This window comes from Butyrivibrio sp. DSM 10294 (genome assembly GCF_028539135.1).
GTDB lineage: Bacteria > Bacillota > Clostridia > Lachnospirales > Lachnospiraceae > Butyrivibrio.
Genome location: NZ_JANSWL010000048.1, coordinates 1 through 22,130, shown reverse-complemented (window position 1 = coordinate 22,130; position 22,130 = coordinate 1). Strand labels below are relative to the sequence as shown.

Genomic DNA, 22,130 nt, shown 5'->3' with positions numbered 1-22,130 from the left:
TCTTAAGTCTTTCATGCTTTCAATACTCTCTTTATCAAATCATTGTTGTTCAGGTAAATAAGGAAAACAACCAGCAATACTGCATTTATAATTGACTGCATCGTTGCATTCACTGAGTTTGAGAATACAGCAAAGGTAGAATTTAAAAGTGACATGCAAACAGCCGCCAGGAGAAAGCCAATCTTCTCGTTTGTGAATCTGCCGATATATCCTGCGATAAACATAGGGAGAAATGCTGTAAACATGATGGCTATACTGCCAAAATTGAGCTGACCTCCATTTATTGTCGTATTTCTGGCCGCATTAAGTGTTCCCACTATACCCATCAGGCCTCCACTGATCCCATAACAGATCAGAGTGTTTTTTACCTCATTGATACCTGTAGCCACAGCCACCTTCTGTCCCGACTTAAGTGCGTTGTAGTCATATCCAAAGGCCGTTTTATCAAAAGTAATTATCATAAATGCAAGGACTGCCGCTATTATCAATGCTGCATAGACCCAGGTTCCTGTAAGAGCGGACATTGAAGGATTTTGAACTTCACTCATAACATATTTGCCACCGGTTATTGTGTACATAATTCCCTCATACACTAGCGTTACTCCCAGTGAGACTATGATGGGAGGCAGTCTTAATGTGCAATATGTAAGACCCGATATTAGTCCAAGTATCACTCCTGCAACAAGGGATATACAAAGCATCAGCGGTGCAGAGCCATTTCCCCCGGAGAGAATCCCATAGGTTATTTTTGCCCCTATGATAGATGACAGACCGGCCATTGATCCCAGGGAGAAATCAAATCTTCCGCTGTTCAGATTTATGGAAAGAGCCATGGTTGTGATCATCACAATAGCTGTATAAACTATGAAATTGTCAAAGCTTTTCATATTTGAAATCACACTCTGTCCATTTAACAGGCAAAGAGTCTGCAAAACCACAAGGGTTACAACCGGTATGGCCAGTGCGTTTACGATTCTCTTCGGGGTACTCATAGCTAATCTCCTTATTACTCTGTATTACTTACTCTCTACAAGGCTCTTTACATCCTGGTAGGTGACCTGACTTCCGATAATGCTATCAAGTGTCTCTTTGCTGTAGATGGGTGAATCACCGTTGTCATTGACAAAATACTCATCAAATGTTGCCTTGTCTGTTGCTACCAGATAGCCCTGATTGAGCGATACAGCATTTCCCTCATCATTTCTGATAAGATTTCCGTCAATCGCATTTGAAACCAGCGCAAATACAGGTCCGATAGATGATGAATACTTACCTGCAAGATATTTAAGACTTCCACTCTCCATTGACTGACTGTTCATGGCAGTAAAGGAATCAATATCGGCAAAAGGTATATTTTCCTGTGAAAGTGTCTGTGCAAAGAATGTAGTTGCCATTCCAACTGAAAGGAATGCCTCGGGAGTCTTCTGAATAGCTGCACCAAGCTCATCTGTTGTTGTATCGCCATATCCCTGAAGGTATGCAACAAGTTCAACATCGCCGGAAACCTTTGAAAGATCAATTCCCTGATCCTGAAAAATCTGTCCCACGATCGCTCCCATGTCATTTGCTCCGCCGTAGGTACAACCAAGTCCCGTAAGAATACCGGCTGCTCTGAAAACGTGCATAGGATTTGGAATGAAAGCGCCATAGAGAGCCACCTTCTTTACTCCCTGATTTTTAAAATACTCGCCCATAGCTTTTCCTGCCTCAAATTCAGTGGCATTTGAAGGTCCGATCTGGCAAACGAAGTGCTCATAACCTTTGTATTTTTCATACTGCTCTTCATCAAGAACTCCTGAAGCTATTGCATAGTAAAGGCCATACTGCTCGCAGGTCTCAATCTGCTGTGCTCTGTCGCTGCTGGATAAAGAGATAACTGCGTCATATCCCTTTGATGCAAATTTTTCAATAGCAGCCTTCTCGTCTTCAGCGCTTGCCAGCGCATCAGTGTAATCAAAGGTAACATCATAGTTTTCCTGAATATACTTCTCATAGTAATTTCTAAATCCCAGGGCTTCCTCACCGCTGACATCTGCTACAAGCACTCCGATTTTCTTGGCTTTGCCGGAAGGCTGAGTAGTTGTTTCAGCTTCCTGTGCCGGTGCTGCGTTATCAGCACTGCCCTGTGCAGCAGGTGCCGAATTTCCGCATCCTGCCATCACCGTCATGGCCCCGGCCATGATAAGTCCGATCACTTTTGTAAGTTTTTTGTTCATAATATTTTCCTCCTTTATCTTGGTAACAGTGCTGTCCTGTAATTCATGCCGGTTACATAAACCACCGCCAGGAAAAAGACTGCACTGATCACCTGTGTGATGCCGTATGCTGCGCTGCTGTCTATGACTATCTCAAGGATGTCATTCAGCAAAATATATGAGAAGCCACCGATAAGTGCCGCGTAAATCTTACTTCTTGCACCTCCTGAGATTGGCATTCCTCCGAAAACGATCGCAATAAAGATATTCATTCCTATACTAGATGCTGTTGTAGTAGTAACCGATGGGGTATAGCAAAGTGTCAAAAATGCTCCGAGGCCGATTCCAATTCCCGCCATCACAAAGGCCAGGATCGTATATTTACTTGCCTTTATTCCTGTAAGCTCTGCACAAATTGGATTTCCGCCCACAAATTTCATCCTTCTTCCGGCCTTCGTAAACTGGAATACAAAGAAGCATATGGCAAAAAAGGCTATTAAAAGCATTGCCTTAAAACCTATGTTGTCAAAGGGCTTTACAACTTCGCTGGGAATACTTATTCCGCCAAGAGCTCCTCCATAGCTTGTGATGATCTGTGCCGAGAGAGCTGAAAGAACCGACATCATGGCAACAGTTGTCACGAAGGGAGGTATATGAAAAACCGAGGCTAAAACCGAATTCAGCAGTGAAGCTGTGATACCCACTGCGAATATCGTGACGATCATCAAAATAAGGCTCTGAGTCTTGTTATAGGTCATGACCCCCATAGTGGCTGCAAAGAGCGTTGATGCTCCAAGGCTTATATCAAAGGTGCCAAGGGTATAAATGAAGATCGCCGCAGTAGCAACCACCGCAAGAACAAGAGCCTCATTAAATACTATTTTCAGGTACATATCCAGCCTGTAACCATTTATGCTTACCACCACCAGAAATGCTGCAAACAAAACCAGTAAAGCGGCAATGGGAAGTAAGGATATGAGTTTTTGTTTTATGTTGGTTTTTCTTTTATCTGTCATCTCTTTTACCTTCCTCAGATCATGTAGCTTATGATGTCTCCCTCGCTGAGGGTACTGCTTCTCTTAAACTCTCTTGTGATCTCTCCGTCCTTCATAATGAGTACTCTGTCACTCATACCTATCAGTTCCGGCAGCTCCTCGCTTATCATAAGTATTGCCTTGCCTTCATTTTTGAGCTTTACCATGAGCTGATACATCGCCTGCTTGACTCCGATATCCACGCCTCTTGTGGGGCAATCCAGGATCAGTATCTCGCTTCCGCAGCCTATCCATTTACCAAAGACAACCTTCTGCTTATTGCCACCCGAAAGCTGACCTACTGCCTGATCCATATCTGAACATTTGATCTTAAGTTCATCCACCTGTTTTTTTACATATTTTTTCTCACCGGATGAAGTAACAAGGTTTATTTTGTTTTTAAAGATATTCATTCCGGCGATAGCAATGTTGTCTTTTATACTTGCATCGAGACAAAGCGATTTCTGATCTCTGTCTTTCGACACATATCCGATCTTTTGCCCCATTGCATTGTGAGGGCTGAGTATCTCTTTTCCACTACCGCAGATAACATGCCCCGAATCAAGCTTTAGCGCTCCGAAAAGGGCTTCACCCAGATCATGCATTCCGCTGCTCGCAAGGCCACCGACTCCCACAATCTCTCCGCGGTGGAGCTCCAGAGAAACGTCCTTTAAATTATCTTTGTAGTTCAGGCTTTGAGCGCTGAGTACCACTTCATCAAGAGATGTACACTCCGTATCCGCCCTGTAATAATCACCTTTAAGCTCTCTTCCTATCATGCTGCTGCGGATGGCATCTGCATCAAATTCCTCTTTTTCAAAAGTCCTTATGATGTTTCCATCCCTGAGTACCGTCAACGTGTCACAGACTTCCATGATTTCGTCCAGATCATGAGATATAAAGATCACTGACTTTCCGTCATCCCTCATTTTTCTGATCAGACTGTACATGATCTGCCTTCCATCGTGGGACAGCGCAGTTGATGTCTCATCGATGATCAGAATATCCGGGTTTTTCATGATAACTTTGGCTATTTCAACCAGCTTTCTGTCCTGAAAGTCCAGCCTTCCCATCGCATCTCTTCCGCTGATGCCTGCTATCCCAACGCTTTTAAGAGCCTCATCTGCTTTTCTTTCCAGTTTGTTCTTGTCCACAAGGCCAAATTTGTTTTTAAAGCTCCCAAGTTCGGCAAGGAACATGTTTTCAGCCACCGATATTCCTCCAATTGTTCCGCTTTCCTGAACAACCATTCCAATGCCCTTGTTCAGTGCATCTATCATACTGGCCGGTTCCCATCTGTTTCCCTTAAAAAACATCTCTCCTTCATTTGCTTTCTGCATTCCGGCAGCTATTGAGGAAATAGTGGATTTTCCTGATCCGTTCTCACCGATCAGGCCTCTGATCTCGCCGGGATAAACTTCAAGGTCAACCTCGTTAAGAGCCACGACGCTTCCGAATCGTTTGCTGATATTCTTCATTTCAAGAACTGGTTTATTCATAACTGCCCATTCCTTTCTGTAACGGCGCTCTTTATGATGCAATTATATGTTTAAAAAGCACTGAACATAATTCACAAAATCGCTCAATATTATTGATGTTTTATGACTTAAATATAATAATTTTTATATAAATCTTTTATTTTTTGACATCTACTTGCCGAGCAGATATAGTAGATTTAATAGGAGCCCTCAATATAAGGAGATAAAATGGACGCTAATGCATTAAAGCAGCATATATACGATGTTACAGAGGTGGAAGCATTTTATAGAGAGTACTACCTCGCAGGAAAGAACCCGGATTCGCTTAGAGAATTTCTTAAGAATCTTGACATGGAAATGGTGCTGAGTAAGCACCTTCTGATCAAAGAAAAAAAAGAAACAATCCCCGATGTTTATGAGGATTATTTCTTTTTTGATCTGTCTGACAATGACAGTATTATTGTTCAAAAGCACGAAAGATACAGCCCGGATATTGAGCATAGCCATACCTTTTTTGAAATCTCATATATTTACGATGGCAGATGCACCCAGACTATATCGGGCAATACCATTGAGATGAGAACAGGAGATTTCTGCGTGATTCCACCGGGAATCAGGCATTCTTTTGCGGTATTTGACGACACTATCGCCATAAATATAATGCTGCGCCGTGATACACTTCACACTATGTTCTACTCCTTTCTCAACACCCGTAACATCCTCTCATCCTTCTTTCTGAACAACATTTATGCCAAAAAGGCGAACGATTTTATAATGTTCAGGACCGGCCAGGACGCAGCCATTTCCGAGTCCTTCATATGGATGTTAACAGAGAGTCGCAACAAGGAAGAGTACCACTATCAGACCATAACAAACACCCTACTCCTCGACTTCTATCTGATAATAAGACGGTACTCCGAATCTGTTCAGATGCCCCTGTTCGACTCCAGAGTAGATGTCCAGCGCTATGCTCTTATCCAGTATATTCAGGAAAACTACAAAGATGTCACCTTGTCGGATCTGTCAAATAAGTTCCACTATTCCAACGAATATACATCAAGGCTGATAAAAGAGCTCACAGGCATGAATTACACAGATATCCTGCGAACTGTCCGAATCGAAAGATCGCAGGATCTTCTTGCCAATTCCACCATGACGGTGCAGACCATAGCAGAAGCTGTCGGGTACGATACCACAGAGCATTATATAAGACAGTTTAAAAAGCACACAGGCATGACGCCCTCTGCATATCGCAAACAGTCCACATCAAACAGAACCAGGTAAAAGAGCTCTCATACCCCTGTCAGATGTCATCCGCGATATCGATATTCTCGCCTGTAATTCCTACCCACCAAAAAACGGTGAGCATCTACTATAGACACCCACCGCATTAAAAATGCCATGTGACGGTATTCAAACCAAAACATGGCACGAATTTATCACATGTATGTCACCGTCTCTGACAGTTCTTTTCTGCTGTTGTGATTATCAAGTGGTCCGGCTCCTTCTGCAGCATAGCCAAGGTCCAGGAGCATCAGAATCTCTTCATTCTCCGGAAGGCCAAGGTCTTTTGCCAGTGCTTCGGGATCAAAGAAATTGAGCCAGCAGCTGTCCACTCCTTCGTTTGCTGCAGCAAGGATAAGGTGAGTTGCCACGATAGAAGCATCCTCAATTCCGGAATCTCTTTTACCACCCGGATATGTAAATACATTATTCTTATCAAAAGCTACAACAAGTACCGTAGGAGCGCCATAGCGGCAAGGTGTTGCCTTATCGATCTTAGCCAGATTCTCTTCTGACTCAACAACATAGATATGCTGCTCCTGAAGATTCTTGGCTGTAGGAGCCAGGCGCCCTGCTTCAAGGATCTCATTTAGCCTTGCCCTGTCTACCTTTCGCTCGCTGTACTTTTTGCATGAATAACGGTTCTTTACTACGTCTTTGAATTCCATTGTGAACTCCCCTTTCTCTTAACAGTTCTCCGCGCCAAATCTCAAAGAAGAGATTTGATACAAGCCTCAACATCTGCCACATTGGCAGTAGGCTCAAAACGTGCAACCACGTTACCTTCCCTGTCTACTACAAACTTGGTGAAATTCCACTTGATGTCAGGCTTCTTGTCCCACTCAGGATCTGCTTCTGCAAACATCTTCTCAAGCACTTCTCTGTACTGATGATCCTGGAAGCCTTCAAATCCCTTCTGTGACTTGAGATATTTATAAAGAGGAAGCTCGTTTTCCCCATTCACATCAGCCTTTTTCATCTGAGGAAATGTTGTATTGTAATGAAGTGTGCAGAACTCATGGATCTCATCGTCAGTTCCCGGGTCCAAGCTTTCCGTAAAGCCATTCCCAGTTAGTTTCAATCTCAGCTTCCCCATTCTTTGGAATATTGTAGCCGATATCAGTAAAAACTCCGTTATCATCCACTTTATTGTTTCCACAATCAAAGCTTAATATCTCCGATCTCTCATAACAATTACTTTTTCAAAATTTCCCATGTAGAGTTTTTCTTAGCACCAACTCTACGAATATATCCTTTGTCTGCCAATGATCCCAATGCACGCTGTACAGTTCTAACCGTTTTTGAAACCAGCTCAGCTATTTCCTCTCGTGAAATCTCTGGGTTCTGATTTAGAACAGCAAATACAGCCTGTTCTGTCTTATTTAATGCTTCACCATCTCCATAAGTGACATTTGAAGTGACATTTGAAATGTCACTTATGATTTGAGGACGATATAGGATAAACTTAAATCCATTGCTAACATTTTCATATGCGTACTCAACACCTGCGTCTTTGTACAAACTATCAATTCTCTTAAATCCACTTCCAAATTGCTCAATAGCTTTACACAAGAACAGCATCTTCGCTATAAGCGGATTCCTTATTTCTGACTGAAAATTGCCTTATCAAAGCTGATAGACTATGAATAATTGTGCAATAAAGCATAATGTAATTGCAGCTAATGAATACATTGTTTTACATTCTGTTGCATTTACTACTTCGCCATCTATAACCTTAGTATCTGACATTCCGGTGAAAAGAATCAACGCAGGGAACATGAACGGGAAGAAATATCTACCTCTTACTCCGTTTATATTTAATACCCCTGGATCAGTCCACTGTACAAACTCTGCGGTAAATATCAATAAAGTTGTTATAACAAGCGCTGCTGAAATAATCACCTTTAATGCGATATCTTTCTTAACTATCACAGCCGCTTCTGACTGATTTTGTCTATTCCGCTGAACATTTCTCACTATTAAGCCTGTTACAAGCATCATGAAAATCAAAACCATCGCATCATTTGTTCCATCTTTGAACACAAGCGTATATCCAAAAAATTGCATGATATAGTCATATCCCCTGATAAAAAATGTTCTTAGAAGAACTGGAACATACTTAAAAATGTTCATAGCTATCTTAGTATTAGTTTCATTTGTGCTTGCATATCCAAGGCTCAAAATATGTGAAGATATCTTCAGCCATGTCAGCGCAGGTATCACTGTAAGTAGCCCAATTGCAGTTGCATTGATAAAATAACTCTTCTTACTCTCAAACTTATCCATGGGAATCAGGAACAGTAATATGCAAAAAGCAACATAGACGATTTTAAACTGTCCAAGCAAAAATGGAATTATATAAATTGCAACCAGATACCCCTTCTTGGCATACGCTTTAGGATCATATCTAAGCCTTAATACCGTAGCAGTAAGGAGATAAACCAATGCTGCCGTCATAATGTCTGGAGATATTGATGTATACTGCTTCATCATAAAAGGATGTAGGATTATCCATAGAAAATATTCTTTTCCAAAAGGAGTCATCTTTATTCCCAGATAAAGCAAAATGCCTATTACTATGAAATTCAGTATTTTGGCAACCATCTCGATAACAATAATACTGTGTGTAAACAATCTTGTTATCTTCATGGCAATTGCCGGTACAAAATGGCAAACTGGCGAATATAACGCTATGTTTGTATATGTCAGATATCTTGCATTGTTTGAATCTGTCACATCAAATCCCATTCTGTTGCTTGCCTCATACCATGAAACACTAACTCCATCTTCAGATCCCCACGTTGATGGCCAGGCAAAAGTGCCTCCAATAGCATAATTTTCATCAAGTGACGGAAATACATCTCCCTCAGAAATCGCATAGGCTCGCCTATAATGATTACCTGAATCTGGTTCAGCAAATGGCGTGTATACCATAAATGCCAAGATTCCTAAAACAAGGTATGCTACAACAAAAAGCTTCTCGTATGATATCGGCTTGTTCTTCAAGAAGATCACTCCAGCAAGAAGAATTATTATCCACGCTATAGAGAAGATATAAGCCTTAGCCTTTGGATATGAAGCTGCATTCACCTGCATATTTAGGCTAAATGCGACATTACCATTTTCATCATAAACACCTTCCTGCGAATAACCTATTACCTTGAGTCCATTGGTACTTATATTCTTAATGGTAAACTCTATTTGTCCTGACTCAACATGCTTGTTTACATTAAGCCAAGTAAGACCTTCTGGATCAACGTCCAAATCCTCTACTCTGTATTCACAGACTTGTTCATTATCCTTGGAATCCGTGATGTGGAGCTCAAACATACTATCGCTATCGACTTCATCATAGGACATTCTAAGTCCAAGCTGTCCTATATCCCAAGCTCTATATATCACACTAAAAGTCTGACCATTTTCGTCTATTGGAACCTCTGCCCATGAAACAGTTGAAAAATCTGTTCCCTCAGCAGGAAAGCTGTACTTCAAGCTATCTCCTTTAGATTCTGTAATAGCCACAATCGAAAAAATAGCTGTGATAAATGCAATAATGATGATACTGGCGTTATCCTTTATGTGCTTGATTACATTGTTCATTCTTATTCTCCGCCAAAAAGTGTACTTTCTTGTGCCCATTATTTTGAATCAACTAGGGATATGATTAGGAACCATGAATTGTACATGAACTATGGATTTATAGCCACAAAAGCCTTATAATGAAAATCGTTGATTTTACATTTGATAAAAAAACAAGAAAGTACACCTTCTTGCTCGGAGATGCACTTTCAATTAAGTGGTTTTCTTGTATATAGAAGCCCTATATCTGAACGTTGAAGCAGGCATATTTACTTGCCTTGCTGCCTCTTCAGTAGATATCTTTTCAGCCTTCCATCTCTGATAAACCTCATGGAAGTTCTCCGGTAAAGGTCTTGGCGGTCTGCCCAGCTTCACGCCCCTAGCCTTTGCAGCAGCAATTCCCTCAGCCTGTCTCTGGTGGATTGTCTGATACTCGGTCTCTGCCACATATGAAAGTAGCGAAAGTATCAGATCACTGATAAATGTTCCCAGCAGGCTCTTTTCACGCCTTGTATCAAGAAGTGGCATGTCAATGACAACAACATCTGCGCCTTTTTCCTTAGTTATGATGCGCCACTGTTCGCTGAGATCACGATAGTTACGTCCTAACCTGTCAATGGATTTGATATACAGCACGGAATTGTCATCCAGCTTCTTGAGAAGCCTCTTGTACTGCGGTCTTTCAAAGTTCTTCCCTGACAGCTTATCCAGGTAAATCCTGTTCTGTGGAACTCCCATCTCCATCAATGCAAGAATCTGTCTATCCTCGTTCTGCCCTATAGTTGAAACCCTTGCGTATCCATAAACCTTTTCGTTTTCGCTCATGTGAAACCTCCTGTCACCGCTTTTTTACGGCTGTTGTTAATGTTTTCCCTTTGTGTTCTGATCTGATCCCTTCTATCCTGTGTTATCCTTCTGGGCTTACGGTAACTAACGAGTCAAGTTTTCTTATAACGGCTTTATCTCTGGTATAGACAACCGCTTCTTCCTCCCCAGCATTGAAATTGATAACTGTCCCCTGCTCAATCTTGGTTAATCTGCTCATTTCTTAAGCTCCTTTCTGACTGCCCTCTTGGTCTGTTCTGTAGTCTGTGGCACGGACGGAGACGAAAAGAAAAGATGGATAGGATAAGATTGGATAAGATTAGTTAGTTAATAGGGTATATCTTTATTCCCTTTTTCTTTGCTTCTTTCTTTTTCTCTTCTTTCTAGGGGAAGAAGGAAGAAAAGCGAAGGGAGGAAAAGGGAAAGAAGAGAAGGAATACACAGCCCTCGGTAATTATCGGAGTCATGGGAAATAAAAAAGTGCTAATGAAATCTTCTCCATTAACACTTTTCTAAGTTTATTCAGTTCAGTAATTACCGTATCAATTGACTAAAAATTGGGTGTTTCAGAGTTTGCTACCACAACGCTTACTCTGGAATAATGCTCCTGATCATATTCTTCGGCAGGGATCCCGTAAGTATTGGGATTCATAGCCGGCATCTTCGATGGCTTCCCTTGCTTCGCCACTCTCTTTTTGGCCGCCACCCTTGAGATGCCAAGCTCATCACCGATTTCCTGATAAGTCATTTGTCATGATGATGAATAATCCAGTACCAGCTTCTACCATTATTCATTATTCTGGCTTCTTCATTCTTAAGATTCCGATACAGAGTCGGATTCTTCTTTTTTACAGAAGAGCATGTGATATCAAATTTGAAAATACGTACTAATGCCGCAATGGTCTGGCCTATTGCCCAAAGCACAAACATTACCGGTGCCATACAAATGGTTAAAAATATCATCTCAAAGTCCTCTCTTTCTCTAAACACGGTACCTCTGAGCCCCTGTATGCTTTTCTTCTGATTCTAGGCTACACCGTTAACTGTACTATAACTTCCTCTTAAAACTCCCAGTGTTTATCAGCATTTCAAAAGATTCATTGTAGTTGTAGGCTCCAGTCCCAGTATTCATGCACTTTTTTTTCAGGCCTTTTTTATGACAGGAAAAAGCCCCAAAGCATCAGCCTTGGAGCTTAAGTATCAGCGATTATTATGTTATGAAGCTATGCGCTTATGCTGCATGCTCCATGCATCTTACTCTGTATAAAAAGTTCTTGATAATTTTCTCATAACGATCTGCGTCAGCAATGATGTTACGGGTATGATCAGCACCTTCAAATATGTGCATTTCACTGTAACCTTTAGTTGCATTTTCAAGTTCCATAGTATCATCTACAGGTACAACGCAGTCGCTGTCGCCTTGGATAAAGCAAATCGGAACTGTGTTGCCTCTAAGGCTGTCTTTTGTAAAAATCTCTTTATAAGAAAATCCAAACATTAGCTTGAAAAAGATAACTGCAGGATCAAAAAGTACAGGTGATACATGTGCCATCTGCTGAGCGAGCTTGCACAGAAGTGAATAAAGTGAATTGTAGCAGCTGTCAGCAATAACAAAAGAGATATGAGGATGATACTTAAGCGCGGTAAGGGCAGTTACGCCTCCAAGGCACTCGCCATGGACGCCGATCTTGATATCATCTCCGAAACGTTCAACAGTATCATTTATTACACAGAGAAGATCCTTGCTTTCCTTGATTCCCCATGTTGACGGAGACTTCTTGTTATCACCATGACCACGAAGATCAAAGAGAATTCCGTTATATCCCATTTTTCTGAATATGTTAAAGTATTTGATTCCTCCTATCCTACAGTAAGTTGATGAATGAACCAGGATGACGAATTTATTGGATGGAACTGCTGATGGAATATAGGTTGTATGAAGCTCATAACCATCAAAAGATTTGATTATGTATTCTTCGCTTTTCCATTTCTTGTAACCATCAAGAAAATGTCTGCGGTTCTCCTTCTGATATGCTTTTTGGGGATCAATGCACTTAACAAGTCCCATTGATCTTGCAAATATTGCACAGAGTGTAAGGTATATAATTACAAAAATCATTATGTTTACTATTGCGAATGTCATATTACGATATTTCCTTTTAAATAAAATTGTTTTTTACGCACAGAATATAAATAATAGCACGGAATTTCAAAAATGCAAGTCAAAAAATCATCAAAATATTGGCACAAAAATAAGCCCCAAAGCATCAGCCTTGGAGCCTATACAACAAGTCCGTCCTGCAGAATTGATGCGTAACGGCTTCCCATATTTCCAACACCAATAACGGCTGTTCTGTACATGTCTTAGTCCTTCCTCATCATGTAAAAAACATATCATAACCTAGAAAAATCATAACAGAAGTCAGAAAGAACTCCAAGGCATGCGCCTTGGAGTTCTTTTAGTGTCTTGTATTTTATCTGACTGTTTTATTGTATCAATACTCCGTCTGCATCAAAGCTATACTTCTTGCCCCACTTAGTGATGGTCTCACCTTTAGCAAGTTTTCCATCAGACTTGGCATAATATTTTTTATCACCTATAGTAATCCAGGCGGTATGTACGAACCTTCCATCTGCCTTGAAGTAATAGGTATAACCCTCAATATCTGTAAACCCGGTCTGCATCACACCTTCTTCATCAAAGTAATAAGTTGAAGACCACTTAGTCATCCAGCCTGTTATCCTCTTGCCGTCTTTGCCAAAATAGTAAGTCTTCTCATTCTCTGTATAGAATTTGCCGGTCTGAAGAGTTCCGCGTTTACTAAAGAGATAGAAATCTCCGCCAATCTTCTGCATGCCGGTCAGGGTCTCACCGTCTTCTGTTATGAAGTAGGTAGCGCCCCATTTGGTCTTCCAGGTTCCCTTAATTTCTTCCGGTTCAGGCTCAGGGTCTTCTCCAATGGTATATACAGGTGACAGGAAAAATATATTCATTATTTTCCCATCGTCAAATAGAGCCTTGCTTTCACAGGTCCATTCTACGCCGTCAACGATAAGCTTGGGGTCTTCCGCAAATTCATGGGTATTAAAGTATCTACCTTCAATATGGAGCAGCACTCTGTAGCGATACTGTCCCTCTGAGAAATAATCTTTGTCATCTGATGTGACAGGAATAAAATTCTCATGCAAATACTTTTGCCAGTGAATATTCATGAAGGTTACAGGCGCAGGTCCGCTAAATGTAGGCTCCTGATATTTCTCTCCATCCACAAATATATCTGCGATGTTCGAAGTGGCCTCGATAGTCGAAATCTGCTTCTTGCCCTCTTCCGATAAGATATTATAAGTGAAAGTGTGAGGACAGCCATTGGAAATCGGCTTCATCTCCTCATCTACAGCAGTTATATATACAGTGTACAGTCCAAATGGCAGTTCTTGTTCATAACAAGCTTTTGCGGCGTCAAAAGAAGGCTCCTCTGTATAATATAATTTTTTATTGATCTCTACTTCATATTTGCTTGCACCTCTGTAAGGATCAAAATATATAATGCCATCCTTCGATCTTATTCTGCTTATGCTATTTCCATAAACATATTTCGAATAAAATACAGGTGAATTAAATACTATTTTACGGACGCCAAGAATACTCTCCCTTGATTCATACTCACACTCTCTTGATTCATAATTGCATGAACAATCCCAGTCCAATTCGTATTTGTCTTCATACTTCGGATCAAGTACTATAGCAAACTGCGCCTTATAATAACCTACATCAAATCTTTCTTCGTTATAGTCTTCCCAGCTGTCATCTTCGGTCTTTTTCAGCCATTTAACGAATGTGGCCTTTATGCCCTCTGTTTCTGATATGAATGTCGGTTCAATACAATAACCATAATCAGCAATCACAAAGGTAAGCTCCGGATCAGTATTTACTGTCACGGAAGAAATAGTTGTTTTCGTAGTCTCCTCTGCAGTAATTGCAGGAGATACAAAGAAAATTGTCTCTACATTACCTTCTGCATCATTCTGGAAGCCGTCTTGCTTCCACTCTTTTTTATTGACAACAAGCTTGAAATTCGGGTCTATTTTGCAAGTATCCTTAGAACCTTCTGCAATAGTAGCAGCCATACGAACTCTGTAAGATGTTCCCGGTGAAAAATTGCCCCCACTAACATCTACCCATTTAATTCTGGCATCTACCTGCCATGTAACGAAAGAATACTCCATTGCTCTCTCATCAGATTCAAAAGAAACTGTGGGAAGAGGGTCACTTACCTTATAAGAATCCCTAAGGCTGGATAACACATTATCAACGGAAATTGTACGTATCTCAGGCTCCGGAATTATCGGATCATCATCCTCAGGTTCAGCAGCCATCAACAGGGAAGCTTCCGAATCAAGCACAGAAGCCTCCGGAACTACTTCAAGAGCCTCTGCTTCAGAAACTTCCTCATCAGGAACTTCCTCGTCAGGTGCATCAACAACGACTTCCTCTGCTTCGTCCACTTCACCGACCTCCTGTCCTGCATAAGCAGTTACAGGCTGTAACACCATACCAGCACACAGAGTCAGCGACAACAATCTTGCCAATAGCTTTTTACTCATAAAATCCCACCTTTCACATAAGAAAAAAATTTCACTCCAAACTAAAAGCCACCGTAAAAAAATTTTACGATGGCTAAAATAGAATTAACATATAACCTTTAGTTAGTATTTTGGGATTTTATAAAATCTGACTTTTTTACGCAGCCTTTCTGCTCACGAATACCTTCACTGAGTCCGCAAGGTGCTGATGGTGAATGCGTGTCGCGTCAAACTTCACGGATGTAAATGCCATCTGCATTATCGGGCCTGTAGCAAAAGCGCATATAAGGGTACCGATGCCTACAGGTCCACCCAGGAGCCAGCCGATCAGAGTTGCCAGACTAAGGAGTGCAATGCTTACCGCACCGATAGGTATCTTCTTTGCTCTCTTGGCCAGTGCAACAAGCAGTGTATCTCTGGGTCCGCAGCCAAGGGATGCGCTCATGTAGGTGTACTGTGTGTATGCCATGATCACCAGCCCTATTAACATGACCACAACGCCCTTCAGAAGCGAATCGCACTTTGGTACAACATTAATTCTGTTAAAAAAGTCCACTGATTTACCTACAACGAAAGCATCAATGAACATGGCTATTCCTATGGGCTCTTTTAACGCAATATCAATTCCCAGAATTGCATAAGATACTGCGACAGATGCGGTTCCATAGAGAATTCCCAGTGTTTTGGATAGGCCAAGGTTAAGTACATCCCAGGGGCCTGCGCCAATATTTGCCTGTATTGTAAGATATACACCAAAACCGTTTACAAACAAACTTACTGCCGCCAGCAGCATATTCAATGCTATCGCACTCACTGTGCGGTTTTCTTTTAATCGATTGTTATTAAGCATTTCTTTCCTCGTTACTCTCATGTATTTCCGGGACAATGGGACATCCCCATTGTCTTAAGCATATCCATTGCCTTCATATAGGATTCCCTCATTACCTTAGGATCGTTCGTTGCAAGTCCGGCAGTTCGAGCCTTTGAAAGCATATCCGCATCATCGCTTATAAAAAGAATATCCGATGAACATTTCTCTATATAGCCGGAAGCCTCATCTAATGCCATTCGTAGTACCTTCGCATGATGGCGTTCCTGAAGCATTTTCACCTGCTTCTCAAATACTTCATCAGTATTATCTTTCACACTGATTATTATCTCTGAATACATATCTCACCCTCTATCTTCAAAAAAGGCTAAGCTGCTTAGTCCCTATGAATCACATCTTGTAACCACAATCAGCCTTTTCAGGTCCATCCACACCGGACTCGTAATGAGCCCTGAATTCCATGTTGATGTCACGAATCTCCTTAATTCCATCGATATAGGGCTGATACATTTCAATAAGTCCCGAGCTACAGCCATCGCAGCTGCCGTTGATATTACCGATTGATTCAGCTACAATCCGCTCTCTTTCTTCCCTTGTCGTATCCTTGATCAAAATTGAACTCATTCCTCGTCGCCTCCAAGTCCATAGTACAAAATCTCATTATATCTTGCGTTGGCTTCCTCAGCTGCCTTCTTGTCTCTCCATCTGTCCACATCGCTACAGATAGCCAGCATTTCATCCACAATAAGTTCTGCGCTGCGGGGCTTCACGTTGTAGAGATATGCAAGCATCCGCTCCATCGCCTTAGGGCTCCCAAGCTGCCTTGCAATCTGATCTCCCAGTTCTCCGGGAAATCCCAGGGATGTAACTGCGCTTACCACCTCATCATGTTTTCTTGCCCATTCGAATCTATTGTCCATTTTCTTATTATCACACTCCAAGCTTAAAACATTCCGGAATATCTTTTACGCCCCTTCCCATGCAAAGCGTAGATGAAGCACCTGTGTAGGAAAGAGGTTTACCCTCAATGTCAGTGACACTACAGCCTGCTTCCATGGCTATCAGCGCAGCTGCGGCGTAGTCCCATATCTGGATCTTGAGTTCAAAATACAGACCGCACCTTCCAAGAGCCACGCAGCACATATCCCAGGCAGCTGTTCCGGATCTTCGAAGGTCGACGCACTGAGGAAGCAGCTTTTTGGCAATGTCAAAGGATCTGTCTCTGTACTCCTCGTAGTAAGGCGCTGTTCCAAAGCAGGCAAGTTGTTCAGAAAGTGGTGCCTCTGAGGACATTATCTTTTCCCCGTTCATGTAGGCTCCCTGACCTGCGATTGCAGAGAACATCATGTCATCATAAGGATTATACACAACCGCCATGTAAGGCTTACCGTCTCTCAAAAGTCCTACAGACACCACTGATGGCCTGTACTCATAGATAAAGTTCGAGGTTCCGTCTATTGGGTCAATTACAAAGCAGTAGCCACTGGCCATTTTAGCGGAAAAAACGTCCTGTCCATCCTCTTCTCCAAGAAATTCAGCCTCAGGTAATACAGCTGATAATCTATCCACCAGAAAACGTTGAACTTTTTCGTCTGTTTCTGTCACGAAGTTCGCATGCCCGGATTTCTCCATGATCTTGGGGCGCTTGGCTGTCAGCAGGATATTTCCTGCCTCTTTTACTATTGTTATCATTGTCTCTATTGTCATTATGCTGCTCCTACCTTATGTTTGTCGTTAATTGTTTTCAAAGAGTCGCTCCCTTATCTCTTTCCAGTTATTGCAGCGATAGAAATTATCGCCGGGCAGATCCGCTTCACGGTTCCAGGGTCTGTCAAAGACCATTACTTTAAGGTCCGGCAGATGATCGAAGAACTTGAAGGCCATGGGTGAATCCTCAATGGCATAATCGAACTTCATCTTGTAATAGTCTTCCAGCTCCAGATTGAACTCACTGTTTTTGATAAAAGAGTCCCTGCCATACTTGTTAAGGCAATAGAGACGTACGCGCTTAAGATCATGCTCATCAAGCCACTGCCTGGAGGCGTCATAGGCGCTGGCGGGGCGTCCCGTTATGATGCTGACATCGTGTCCTAAGTCTATCAGCTCATTGATAACCCTTGATGCGCCGGGAGTCTCTTCATAAGACAGAAGTGTCTCTAGGCGATGTCCCTCGATCATCAGCTCCTCGTACTGCTCCTTAGTAAGGTCAAAGGATTTCTGTAAGTTAAAAAAGCGTACTTCCTCGTAGGGAACCTTTTTTCCAAAGAGTCTGTCTGCAATAAATGTGAAGGCCAGAGCGGTTTCACAAAGGCAGTCATCAAAGTCTACATAGATTTTTTTATTATTCATATTTTACCTCTAAATTTTTTTCGCCTGCTGCCGATATAGTCATTGAGAGTTGGAACAAAGAAAGGATTCTGGTATGGATTTTCAGTTCTTAGCAGCAGCAAACAGTATTACAAATACATATTTAAATCAGAGCGCTTCATCTGCAATCTCCGCGGCATCTCTTGATGAAGAGTCCAAGAAGAAATTCGGTGAAGAGTTTGCACAGGCCTATGATTCACTGAATGCTACCAAGGCTCTTGGCGAAAACATGCGGAATAGCTACGAGAACACCCACAAGGACGACTTCAGGGAACATGCAAGCCGCCTTGGTTATTCCATTGACAACAGAGTTGTAGACATGCTGAATGTCAAACTCTCCGATGAAATGAGCGCCAAAGTAAACAGTGCTCTTAACAATGCCATTGAGAATCTCTGATGATCCGGTAATCTGCCATCATCCAAATATAAATGCCTTAAAATCAAAGTTACTGCCCGGAAGGAAGATAAATGATGTCTCCCAATTTCCGGGTCTTTTATTTATTCCAAATGTCTGTGAAGTATACTCCTTACTCTGAGGAAATTCAAGTATCTCCTTGTACTCCTGCCCTGTCTCCTCATTATAAAAACGAAGATGGATGGTGTTGGCGTTTTTGGGCGCTCTGCCGGTTATTGTAACCTTCTCCGGGCCTTCCTCTCCAAGGTCGAGCACACCAAAATTAAGGGTCACATTATTTCCTATGCCTTCCACAGCATCTGCGGTTTGCGTAAAGCTGTCGCCGTATACCGACTCTGCGTTGATTGCACCTACTCCCTCATAGGCCCTAAGCTTCCTCTCAAAAGAGAATCCTTTAATATGCACCTTATCGAACACCTTGAAGCTTACGGTCTGAATTCCTGTAAGCTTCTTATTCAAGGTCCAGGTATCGGGCTGGTATACGTTCCAGATGGATTTTTTGTGATAAATTTCCTTGCCGATAAGCTCTGCTCCCTCACTTCCGGGAATTCCCTTCCATATCTCAAAATCATAAGGATCATCCGAAAGCCCAAAGATATCAACCGTTATTTCATCAGAGCCGTCCTTACCAAAGTCAACACCCTCGAAGGAAATAACCGTCTCCTCGTCTCTGTAGCTGGCAACGCCCTGCTCATTGCCGGCTCCGGTCCTTCCTATAGCTGAGGTATAGGAACTTCCGTAGATATATCCGTAAGGATCAAGGTAAGCTGTGCCGATTCCTGAGACTTCAAATTCCAGCTCGGAAATAACCTTAACGGAGTCTGCGCCGTTATAGGCTTCACACCTTAATCTGAAGGAGCCGTCTCCTACCGCTGTTACCTCTGCTGTATTGCCGTTAACCACAATTTTGGCAAGATTGGACTCGGTGCCCTTACTGTTGAGCGCTCTGAATACCAGGTTCTGAGCGGGTGCATCTGAAGGAAGCGTATTGGCTGTAACAACAATAGTTTTGGAATCCGGTCCAAGGCTCTGTCCCTTGTCGGAAACAAGCTTAATGGCTCTGATATCCTTATTTTCTGAAAGTGACGCCAGTATATTCACCTCAGTATCTTCCGAATCACGTCTTATAATGGCCAGCATCCTGCCACCAAACAGCCTTCTGGTATCAGCCTTGTAGCTGTCATAGTCGGTGCTGTCGCCGTTATCAAGTCCAATGAGCCTTCCTCCCGTAACCGCCACATGAACATAATTATTGGCATTCTCAACGGGATTACCCTCTGCATCAAGCGCGCATATCTCAGCAAATATCAGGTCTCCAAAGGAATTCTCCTTGCCGGCCTTGATACCTAAAGATGCTGCGTCGCCAAAGGATTTCCTCACATCTCTTGCTATCACAACGCCTTTTTCATCATAGGCAACAGCCTCAAGGGTACCCTTCTCATAGATAACGCTGTAATCACCTATGATATGGTCTCCGCTTCCCCTCTCATGGGTCAGCTCCTGCACTCCAAGGCTCTTTCCGTTAAGAAACAGCTCAACCTTGCAGCCGTTACTGGCTACTCTTACATCTATCGACTGGCCTTCATTAAAGTCCCAATATGGGAAAATATGAACAAAGGGGTCCTTATCCCTGCTGACCCAGGCTGATTTCCATACATAATAAGCATCCTTGGGAAATCCCGCGGTATCGATGAGGCCAAAATAGGAGTTCTTGGTCTGATAGGGCGTAGGCTCTCCGATATAGTCATAGCCTGTCCATATGAACTGTCCAAGCGAATACTTAAGGTCCCTGTCATAGCAGATACAGGATTCAATACTCTCTGCCCCCCAGCTGGTGGTGCTGTTCTCAAGGGATGAGCACTGAAGATCGGAATCCGACAGTATTTTTTCCTTCAGCGGAAAATGATAGATTCCACGGCTCTGTACAATGGAATAGGTCTCGCTTCCGTAGATTATCCAGTCCGGGTGCTCTTTGTGGTGCTTCTCATAGAAATTCTCCGCGTAGTTGTAACCCACAACCTCCAGCTCCTGTGCACATTTCTGGGCATTCTCCCAGGGCATGTAGTTGGACGCGGAGGTAACCAGCGCATTCTTAAGAGGATCATGTATCTCAACGAGATGCCTAAGTTCCTTAGTGATCTCTACACCTCTTTCATCAGCATGGGTGTCATAGATCTCATTTCCTATGCTCCACATAAATACACTGACGTGGTTCCTGTCGCGCCTTACCCAGCTTGCCACGTCCTTCTCATGCCACTCTTCCCAGAACGTTGCATAATCATAGTCTGTCTTAGCCCTCTCCCACATATCAAAGGCCTCAGAATCGATCAAAAAGCCCATTTCATCCGCAAGGTCCAATACCTCAGGAGCATAGACGTTATGAGACAGTCTGATGGCATTAACTCCAAGGTCCTTGAACTGACACAGTCGTCTTCTCATGGCATTCTTGTCAAAAGCGACGCCCAGAGCGCCAAGATCATGATGTATGCACACACCCCGGATCTTGGTGTATTCTCCGTTTACAAAAAAGCCCTCTGCAGGGTCAAATCTAAGGTCCTTGAAGCCGGTTCTGACACTCTCCTCCTGTATGCACTCTCCATCAAGCTTAAGCTCCACCCTAAGTTCATAGAGATTAGGCTCTTCCGGACTCCAGAGCTTAGGAGCATTTACAAGGAAAGATACGTCTTTGCCATCGTCCCCGCCAAATTGCTTGGACAGCTCTAGTTCTATACCTCTGTCATCAAATAGAGCGTAGGAAACAACCGCTCTGTCTGCGTCTGTTCCCAGCACCTCTGTCTTAACCTTAACTCTGAAACCACTTCCCTCTTTTTCCGAATGAATATATATACCGTTTTCCGGAATATAGGTACTCGCTACTTCCTTGACCCAGACACTTCGATATATCCCGGCGCCGGTGTACCATCTGGCGCTGGGGTATCTGCTGTTTACTCCCACATAAACGGTGTTCTGTCCCGGTTTCACATAATCCGACACATCAAGAACGAACTGAGAATAACCGTTCTTCCACTGACCTGCCTCAATCCCATTTATATACACAACGCTGTCCATGTAGATTCCGTCGAATATCAGAAAAGTCTTCCCGGAGGTATCCGCAATATCAAGGCTGTTACAGTACCAGCCTGTATTATCCTTGTACAGATTATTGGCATCGGCTATCATCCAATCGTGAGGTATCTCCACCTCCTCAAAGGAGCCTGCCTTCGCCGCTGCAGTCTGATAATCCGTGCCGTATTCGGTCTTAAGGAATCTCCATCCTTCGTTAAACTTATTTTTCATGATCTCTTTTCCTTTCCCCCATTATTAAAAACATAAGCACCTTCAATTATACATGAATATGTAAAAAAGAGTGGAACCAAACCTAATAGTTTCAGTTCCACTCGGGAGTTTGACAGTTGAATGAATAAATTATACCTTGCAGGCCGCTTGTGGTCTGCATTTTTTATGTCAAATTTTATGTTTTTATATATGGTATTTTATGGTATTGTGTGGTATAATAAGGCATGGAGGATTGTTGGGATG

General features: G+C 42.5%; 23 protein-coding genes and 1 pseudogene. 2 read left to right on the top strand and 22 right to left on the bottom strand.

Features of this window, described 5'->3' with window-relative positions:
* Positions 1–11 precede the first annotated feature (11 nt).
* The 4 genes from NXH67_RS03985 to NXH67_RS03970 are packed head-to-tail and all read right to left on the bottom strand — an operon-like array spanning position 12 to position 4,728.
* Positions 12–992, bottom strand: a complete 981-nt coding sequence (locus tag NXH67_RS03985) for an ABC transporter permease (RefSeq protein ID WP_272796488.1) — start codon at positions 990–992, stop codon at positions 12–14.
* Between the two features lie 24 nt (positions 993–1,016).
* Complete coding sequence (locus NXH67_RS03980) at positions 1,017–2,216, bottom strand: substrate-binding domain-containing protein (protein ID WP_272796487.1); 1,200 nt, start codon at positions 2,214–2,216, stop codon at positions 1,017–1,019.
* 14 nt (positions 2,217–2,230) lie between these two features.
* The gene (locus NXH67_RS03975; RefSeq protein ID WP_272796486.1) at positions 2,231–3,211 is read right to left on the bottom strand and encodes an ABC transporter permease; all 981 of its coding nucleotides are present in this window, start codon (positions 3,209–3,211) and stop codon (positions 2,231–2,233) included.
* A 14-nt stretch (positions 3,212–3,225) separates the two neighbouring features.
* Positions 3,226–4,728, bottom strand: a complete 1,503-nt coding sequence (locus NXH67_RS03970; RefSeq protein WP_022779854.1) for a sugar ABC transporter ATP-binding protein — start codon at positions 4,726–4,728, stop codon at positions 3,226–3,228.
* A 207-nt stretch (positions 4,729–4,935) separates the two neighbouring features.
* Between NXH67_RS03970 and NXH67_RS03965 the strand changes: the two genes are divergently transcribed.
* Positions 4,936–5,991 (top strand): AraC family transcriptional regulator, encoded by a 1,056-nt coding sequence (locus NXH67_RS03965; protein WP_022779853.1) that lies wholly within the window; start codon positions 4,936–4,938, stop codon positions 5,989–5,991.
* A 155-nt stretch (positions 5,992–6,146) separates the two neighbouring features.
* On the opposite strand, the gene NXH67_RS03960 is transcribed toward NXH67_RS03965, so the two are convergent.
* From NXH67_RS03960 to NXH67_RS03885, 17 genes and pseudogenes are all read right to left on the bottom strand, one after another.
* Positions 6,147–6,659, bottom strand: coding sequence for a nitroreductase family protein (locus tag NXH67_RS03960; RefSeq protein ID WP_022779852.1), 513 nt, complete (start codon positions 6,657–6,659; stop codon positions 6,147–6,149).
* 41 nt (positions 6,660–6,700) lie between these two features.
* A pseudogene (locus NXH67_RS03955) lies at positions 6,701–7,033 on the bottom strand (glutathione peroxidase); the annotation flags it as partial.
* The gene (locus NXH67_RS18290) at positions 7,023–7,136 is read right to left on the bottom strand and encodes an immunoglobulin-like domain-containing protein (RefSeq protein ID WP_330676593.1); all 114 of its coding nucleotides are present in this window, start codon (positions 7,134–7,136) and stop codon (positions 7,023–7,025) included. The pseudogene NXH67_RS03955 and the gene NXH67_RS18290, both read right to left, overlap by 11 nt.
* A gap of 49 nt (positions 7,137–7,185) precedes the next feature.
* Positions 7,186–7,596 carry a winged helix-turn-helix transcriptional regulator gene (locus NXH67_RS03950; RefSeq protein ID WP_330676596.1) on the bottom strand — a complete coding sequence of 137 codons (411 nt, stop codon included), beginning with the start codon at positions 7,594–7,596 and terminating at the stop codon, positions 7,186–7,188.
* A gap of 21 nt (positions 7,597–7,617) precedes the next feature.
* A complete protein-coding gene (locus NXH67_RS03945) occupies positions 7,618–9,591 on the bottom strand; it encodes a DUF2142 domain-containing protein (RefSeq protein ID WP_272796484.1) in 1,974 nt (657 codons plus the stop codon).
* A 192-nt stretch (positions 9,592–9,783) separates the two neighbouring features.
* A complete protein-coding gene (locus tag NXH67_RS03940; RefSeq protein ID WP_272796482.1) occupies positions 9,784–10,395 on the bottom strand; it encodes a recombinase family protein in 612 nt (203 codons plus the stop codon).
* An 82-nt stretch (positions 10,396–10,477) separates the two neighbouring features.
* Entirely contained in the window at positions 10,478–10,615 is a 138-nt protein-coding gene (locus tag NXH67_RS03935) for a hypothetical protein (RefSeq protein WP_272796481.1), read from the bottom strand.
* 330 nt (positions 10,616–10,945) lie between these two features.
* Positions 10,946–11,143, bottom strand: coding sequence for a hypothetical protein (locus NXH67_RS03930; RefSeq protein WP_272796480.1), 198 nt, complete (start codon positions 11,141–11,143; stop codon positions 10,946–10,948).
* Positions 11,140–11,337, bottom strand: a complete 198-nt coding sequence (locus tag NXH67_RS03925) for a hypothetical protein (protein ID WP_196805002.1) — start codon at positions 11,335–11,337, stop codon at positions 11,140–11,142. Before NXH67_RS03925 ends, NXH67_RS03930 begins: the two co-directional genes overlap by 4 nt.
* Before the next feature lie 289 nt (positions 11,338–11,626).
* Positions 11,627–12,514: an alpha/beta hydrolase gene (locus NXH67_RS03920; protein ID WP_242830387.1), complete on the bottom strand. Its 888-nt coding sequence runs from the start codon at positions 12,512–12,514 to the stop codon at positions 11,627–11,629.
* A 368-nt stretch (positions 12,515–12,882) separates the two neighbouring features.
* Positions 12,883–15,000, bottom strand: a complete 2,118-nt coding sequence (locus NXH67_RS03915) for an N-acetylmuramoyl-L-alanine amidase family protein (protein WP_272796479.1) — start codon at positions 14,998–15,000, stop codon at positions 12,883–12,885.
* 136 nt (positions 15,001–15,136) lie between these two features.
* On the bottom strand, positions 15,137–15,829 hold the full coding sequence (locus tag NXH67_RS03910; protein ID WP_272796478.1) for a YczE/YyaS/YitT family protein: 693 nt from the start codon (positions 15,827–15,829) through the stop codon (positions 15,137–15,139).
* 17 nt (positions 15,830–15,846) lie between these two features.
* Positions 15,847–16,149: a hypothetical protein gene (locus NXH67_RS03905; RefSeq protein ID WP_022779056.1), complete on the bottom strand. Its 303-nt coding sequence runs from the start codon at positions 16,147–16,149 to the stop codon at positions 15,847–15,849.
* A gap of 49 nt (positions 16,150–16,198) precedes the next feature.
* On the bottom strand, positions 16,199–16,432 hold the full coding sequence (locus NXH67_RS03900) for a hypothetical protein (RefSeq protein ID WP_022779057.1): 234 nt from the start codon (positions 16,430–16,432) through the stop codon (positions 16,199–16,201).
* Complete coding sequence (locus tag NXH67_RS03895) at positions 16,429–16,728, bottom strand: hypothetical protein (RefSeq protein WP_022779058.1); 300 nt, start codon at positions 16,726–16,728, stop codon at positions 16,429–16,431. Before NXH67_RS03895 ends, NXH67_RS03900 begins: the two co-directional genes overlap by 4 nt.
* A gap of 10 nt (positions 16,729–16,738) precedes the next feature.
* Entirely contained in the window at positions 16,739–17,515 is a 777-nt protein-coding gene (locus tag NXH67_RS03890) for an inositol monophosphatase family protein (RefSeq protein ID WP_272796477.1), read from the bottom strand.
* Between the two features lie 27 nt (positions 17,516–17,542).
* On the bottom strand, positions 17,543–18,157 hold the full coding sequence (locus tag NXH67_RS03885) for a 5' nucleotidase, NT5C type (protein WP_022779060.1): 615 nt from the start codon (positions 18,155–18,157) through the stop codon (positions 17,543–17,545).
* A gap of 73 nt (positions 18,158–18,230) precedes the next feature.
* On the opposite strand from NXH67_RS03885, the gene NXH67_RS03880 reads away from it, so the two are divergent.
* Positions 18,231–18,572 carry a hypothetical protein gene (locus NXH67_RS03880; RefSeq protein WP_022779061.1) on the top strand — a complete coding sequence of 114 codons (342 nt, stop codon included), beginning with the start codon at positions 18,231–18,233 and terminating at the stop codon, positions 18,570–18,572.
* 18 nt (positions 18,573–18,590) lie between these two features.
* Here the strand turns inward: NXH67_RS03880 and NXH67_RS03875 are convergent, their stop codons facing one another.
* Complete coding sequence (locus NXH67_RS03875; RefSeq protein WP_272796474.1) at positions 18,591–21,887, bottom strand: glycoside hydrolase family 2 TIM barrel-domain containing protein; 3,297 nt, start codon at positions 21,885–21,887, stop codon at positions 18,591–18,593.
* Positions 21,888–22,130 lie beyond the last annotated feature (243 nt).

Bases quoted from the DNA above. Each gene is read 5' to 3' on its own strand.
- NXH67_RS03985 (WP_272796488.1), bottom strand. From the start codon at position 992: ATGAGTACCCCGAAGAGAATCGTAAACGCACTGGCCATACCGGTTGTA.
- NXH67_RS03980 (WP_272796487.1), bottom strand. From the start codon at position 2,216: ATGAACAAAAAACTTACAAAAGTGATCGGACTTATCATGGCCGGGGCC.
- NXH67_RS03975 (WP_272796486.1), bottom strand. From the start codon at position 3,211: ATGACAGATAAAAGAAAAACCAACATAAAACAAAAACTCATATCCTTA.
- NXH67_RS03970 (WP_022779854.1), bottom strand. From the start codon at position 4,728: ATGAATAAACCAGTTCTTGAAATGAAGAATATCAGCAAACGATTCGGA.
- NXH67_RS03965 (WP_022779853.1), top strand. From the start codon at position 4,936: ATGGACGCTAATGCATTAAAGCAGCATATATACGATGTTACAGAGGTG.
- NXH67_RS03960 (WP_022779852.1), bottom strand. From the start codon at position 6,659: ATGGAATTCAAAGACGTAGTAAAGAACCGTTATTCATGCAAAAAGTAC.
- NXH67_RS03945 (WP_272796484.1), bottom strand. From the start codon at position 9,591: ATGAACAATGTAATCAAGCACATAAAGGATAACGCCAGTATCATCATT.
- NXH67_RS03940 (WP_272796482.1), bottom strand. From the start codon at position 10,395: ATGAGCGAAAACGAAAAGGTTTATGGATACGCAAGGGTTTCAACTATA.
- NXH67_RS03935 (WP_272796481.1), bottom strand. From the start codon at position 10,615: ATGAGCAGATTAACCAAGATTGAGCAGGGGACAGTTATCAATTTCAAT.
- NXH67_RS03930 (WP_272796480.1), bottom strand. From the start codon at position 11,143: ATGACTTATCAGGAAATCGGTGATGAGCTTGGCATCTCAAGGGTGGCG.
- NXH67_RS03925 (WP_196805002.1), bottom strand. From the start codon at position 11,337: ATGGCACCGGTAATGTTTGTGCTTTGGGCAATAGGCCAGACCATTGCG.
- NXH67_RS03920 (WP_242830387.1), bottom strand. From the start codon at position 12,514: ATGATTTTTGTAATTATATACCTTACACTCTGTGCAATATTTGCAAGA.
- NXH67_RS03915 (WP_272796479.1), bottom strand. From the start codon at position 15,000: ATGAGTAAAAAGCTATTGGCAAGATTGTTGTCGCTGACTCTGTGTGCT.
- NXH67_RS03910 (WP_272796478.1), bottom strand. From the start codon at position 15,829: ATGCTTAATAACAATCGATTAAAAGAAAACCGCACAGTGAGTGCGATA.
- NXH67_RS03905 (WP_022779056.1), bottom strand. From the start codon at position 16,149: ATGTATTCAGAGATAATAATCAGTGTGAAAGATAATACTGATGAAGTA.
- NXH67_RS03900 (WP_022779057.1), bottom strand. From the start codon at position 16,432: ATGAGTTCAATTTTGATCAAGGATACGACAAGGGAAGAAAGAGAGCGG.
- NXH67_RS03895 (WP_022779058.1), bottom strand. From the start codon at position 16,728: ATGGACAATAGATTCGAATGGGCAAGAAAACATGATGAGGTGGTAAGC.
- NXH67_RS03890 (WP_272796477.1), bottom strand. From the start codon at position 17,515: ATGACAATAGAGACAATGATAACAATAGTAAAAGAGGCAGGAAATATC.
- NXH67_RS03885 (WP_022779060.1), bottom strand. From the start codon at position 18,157: ATGAATAATAAAAAAATCTATGTAGACTTTGATGACTGCCTTTGTGAA.
- NXH67_RS03880 (WP_022779061.1), top strand. From the start codon at position 18,231: ATGGATTTTCAGTTCTTAGCAGCAGCAAACAGTATTACAAATACATAT.
- NXH67_RS03875 (WP_272796474.1), bottom strand. From the start codon at position 21,887: ATGAAAAATAAGTTTAACGAAGGATGGAGATTCCTTAAGACCGAATAC.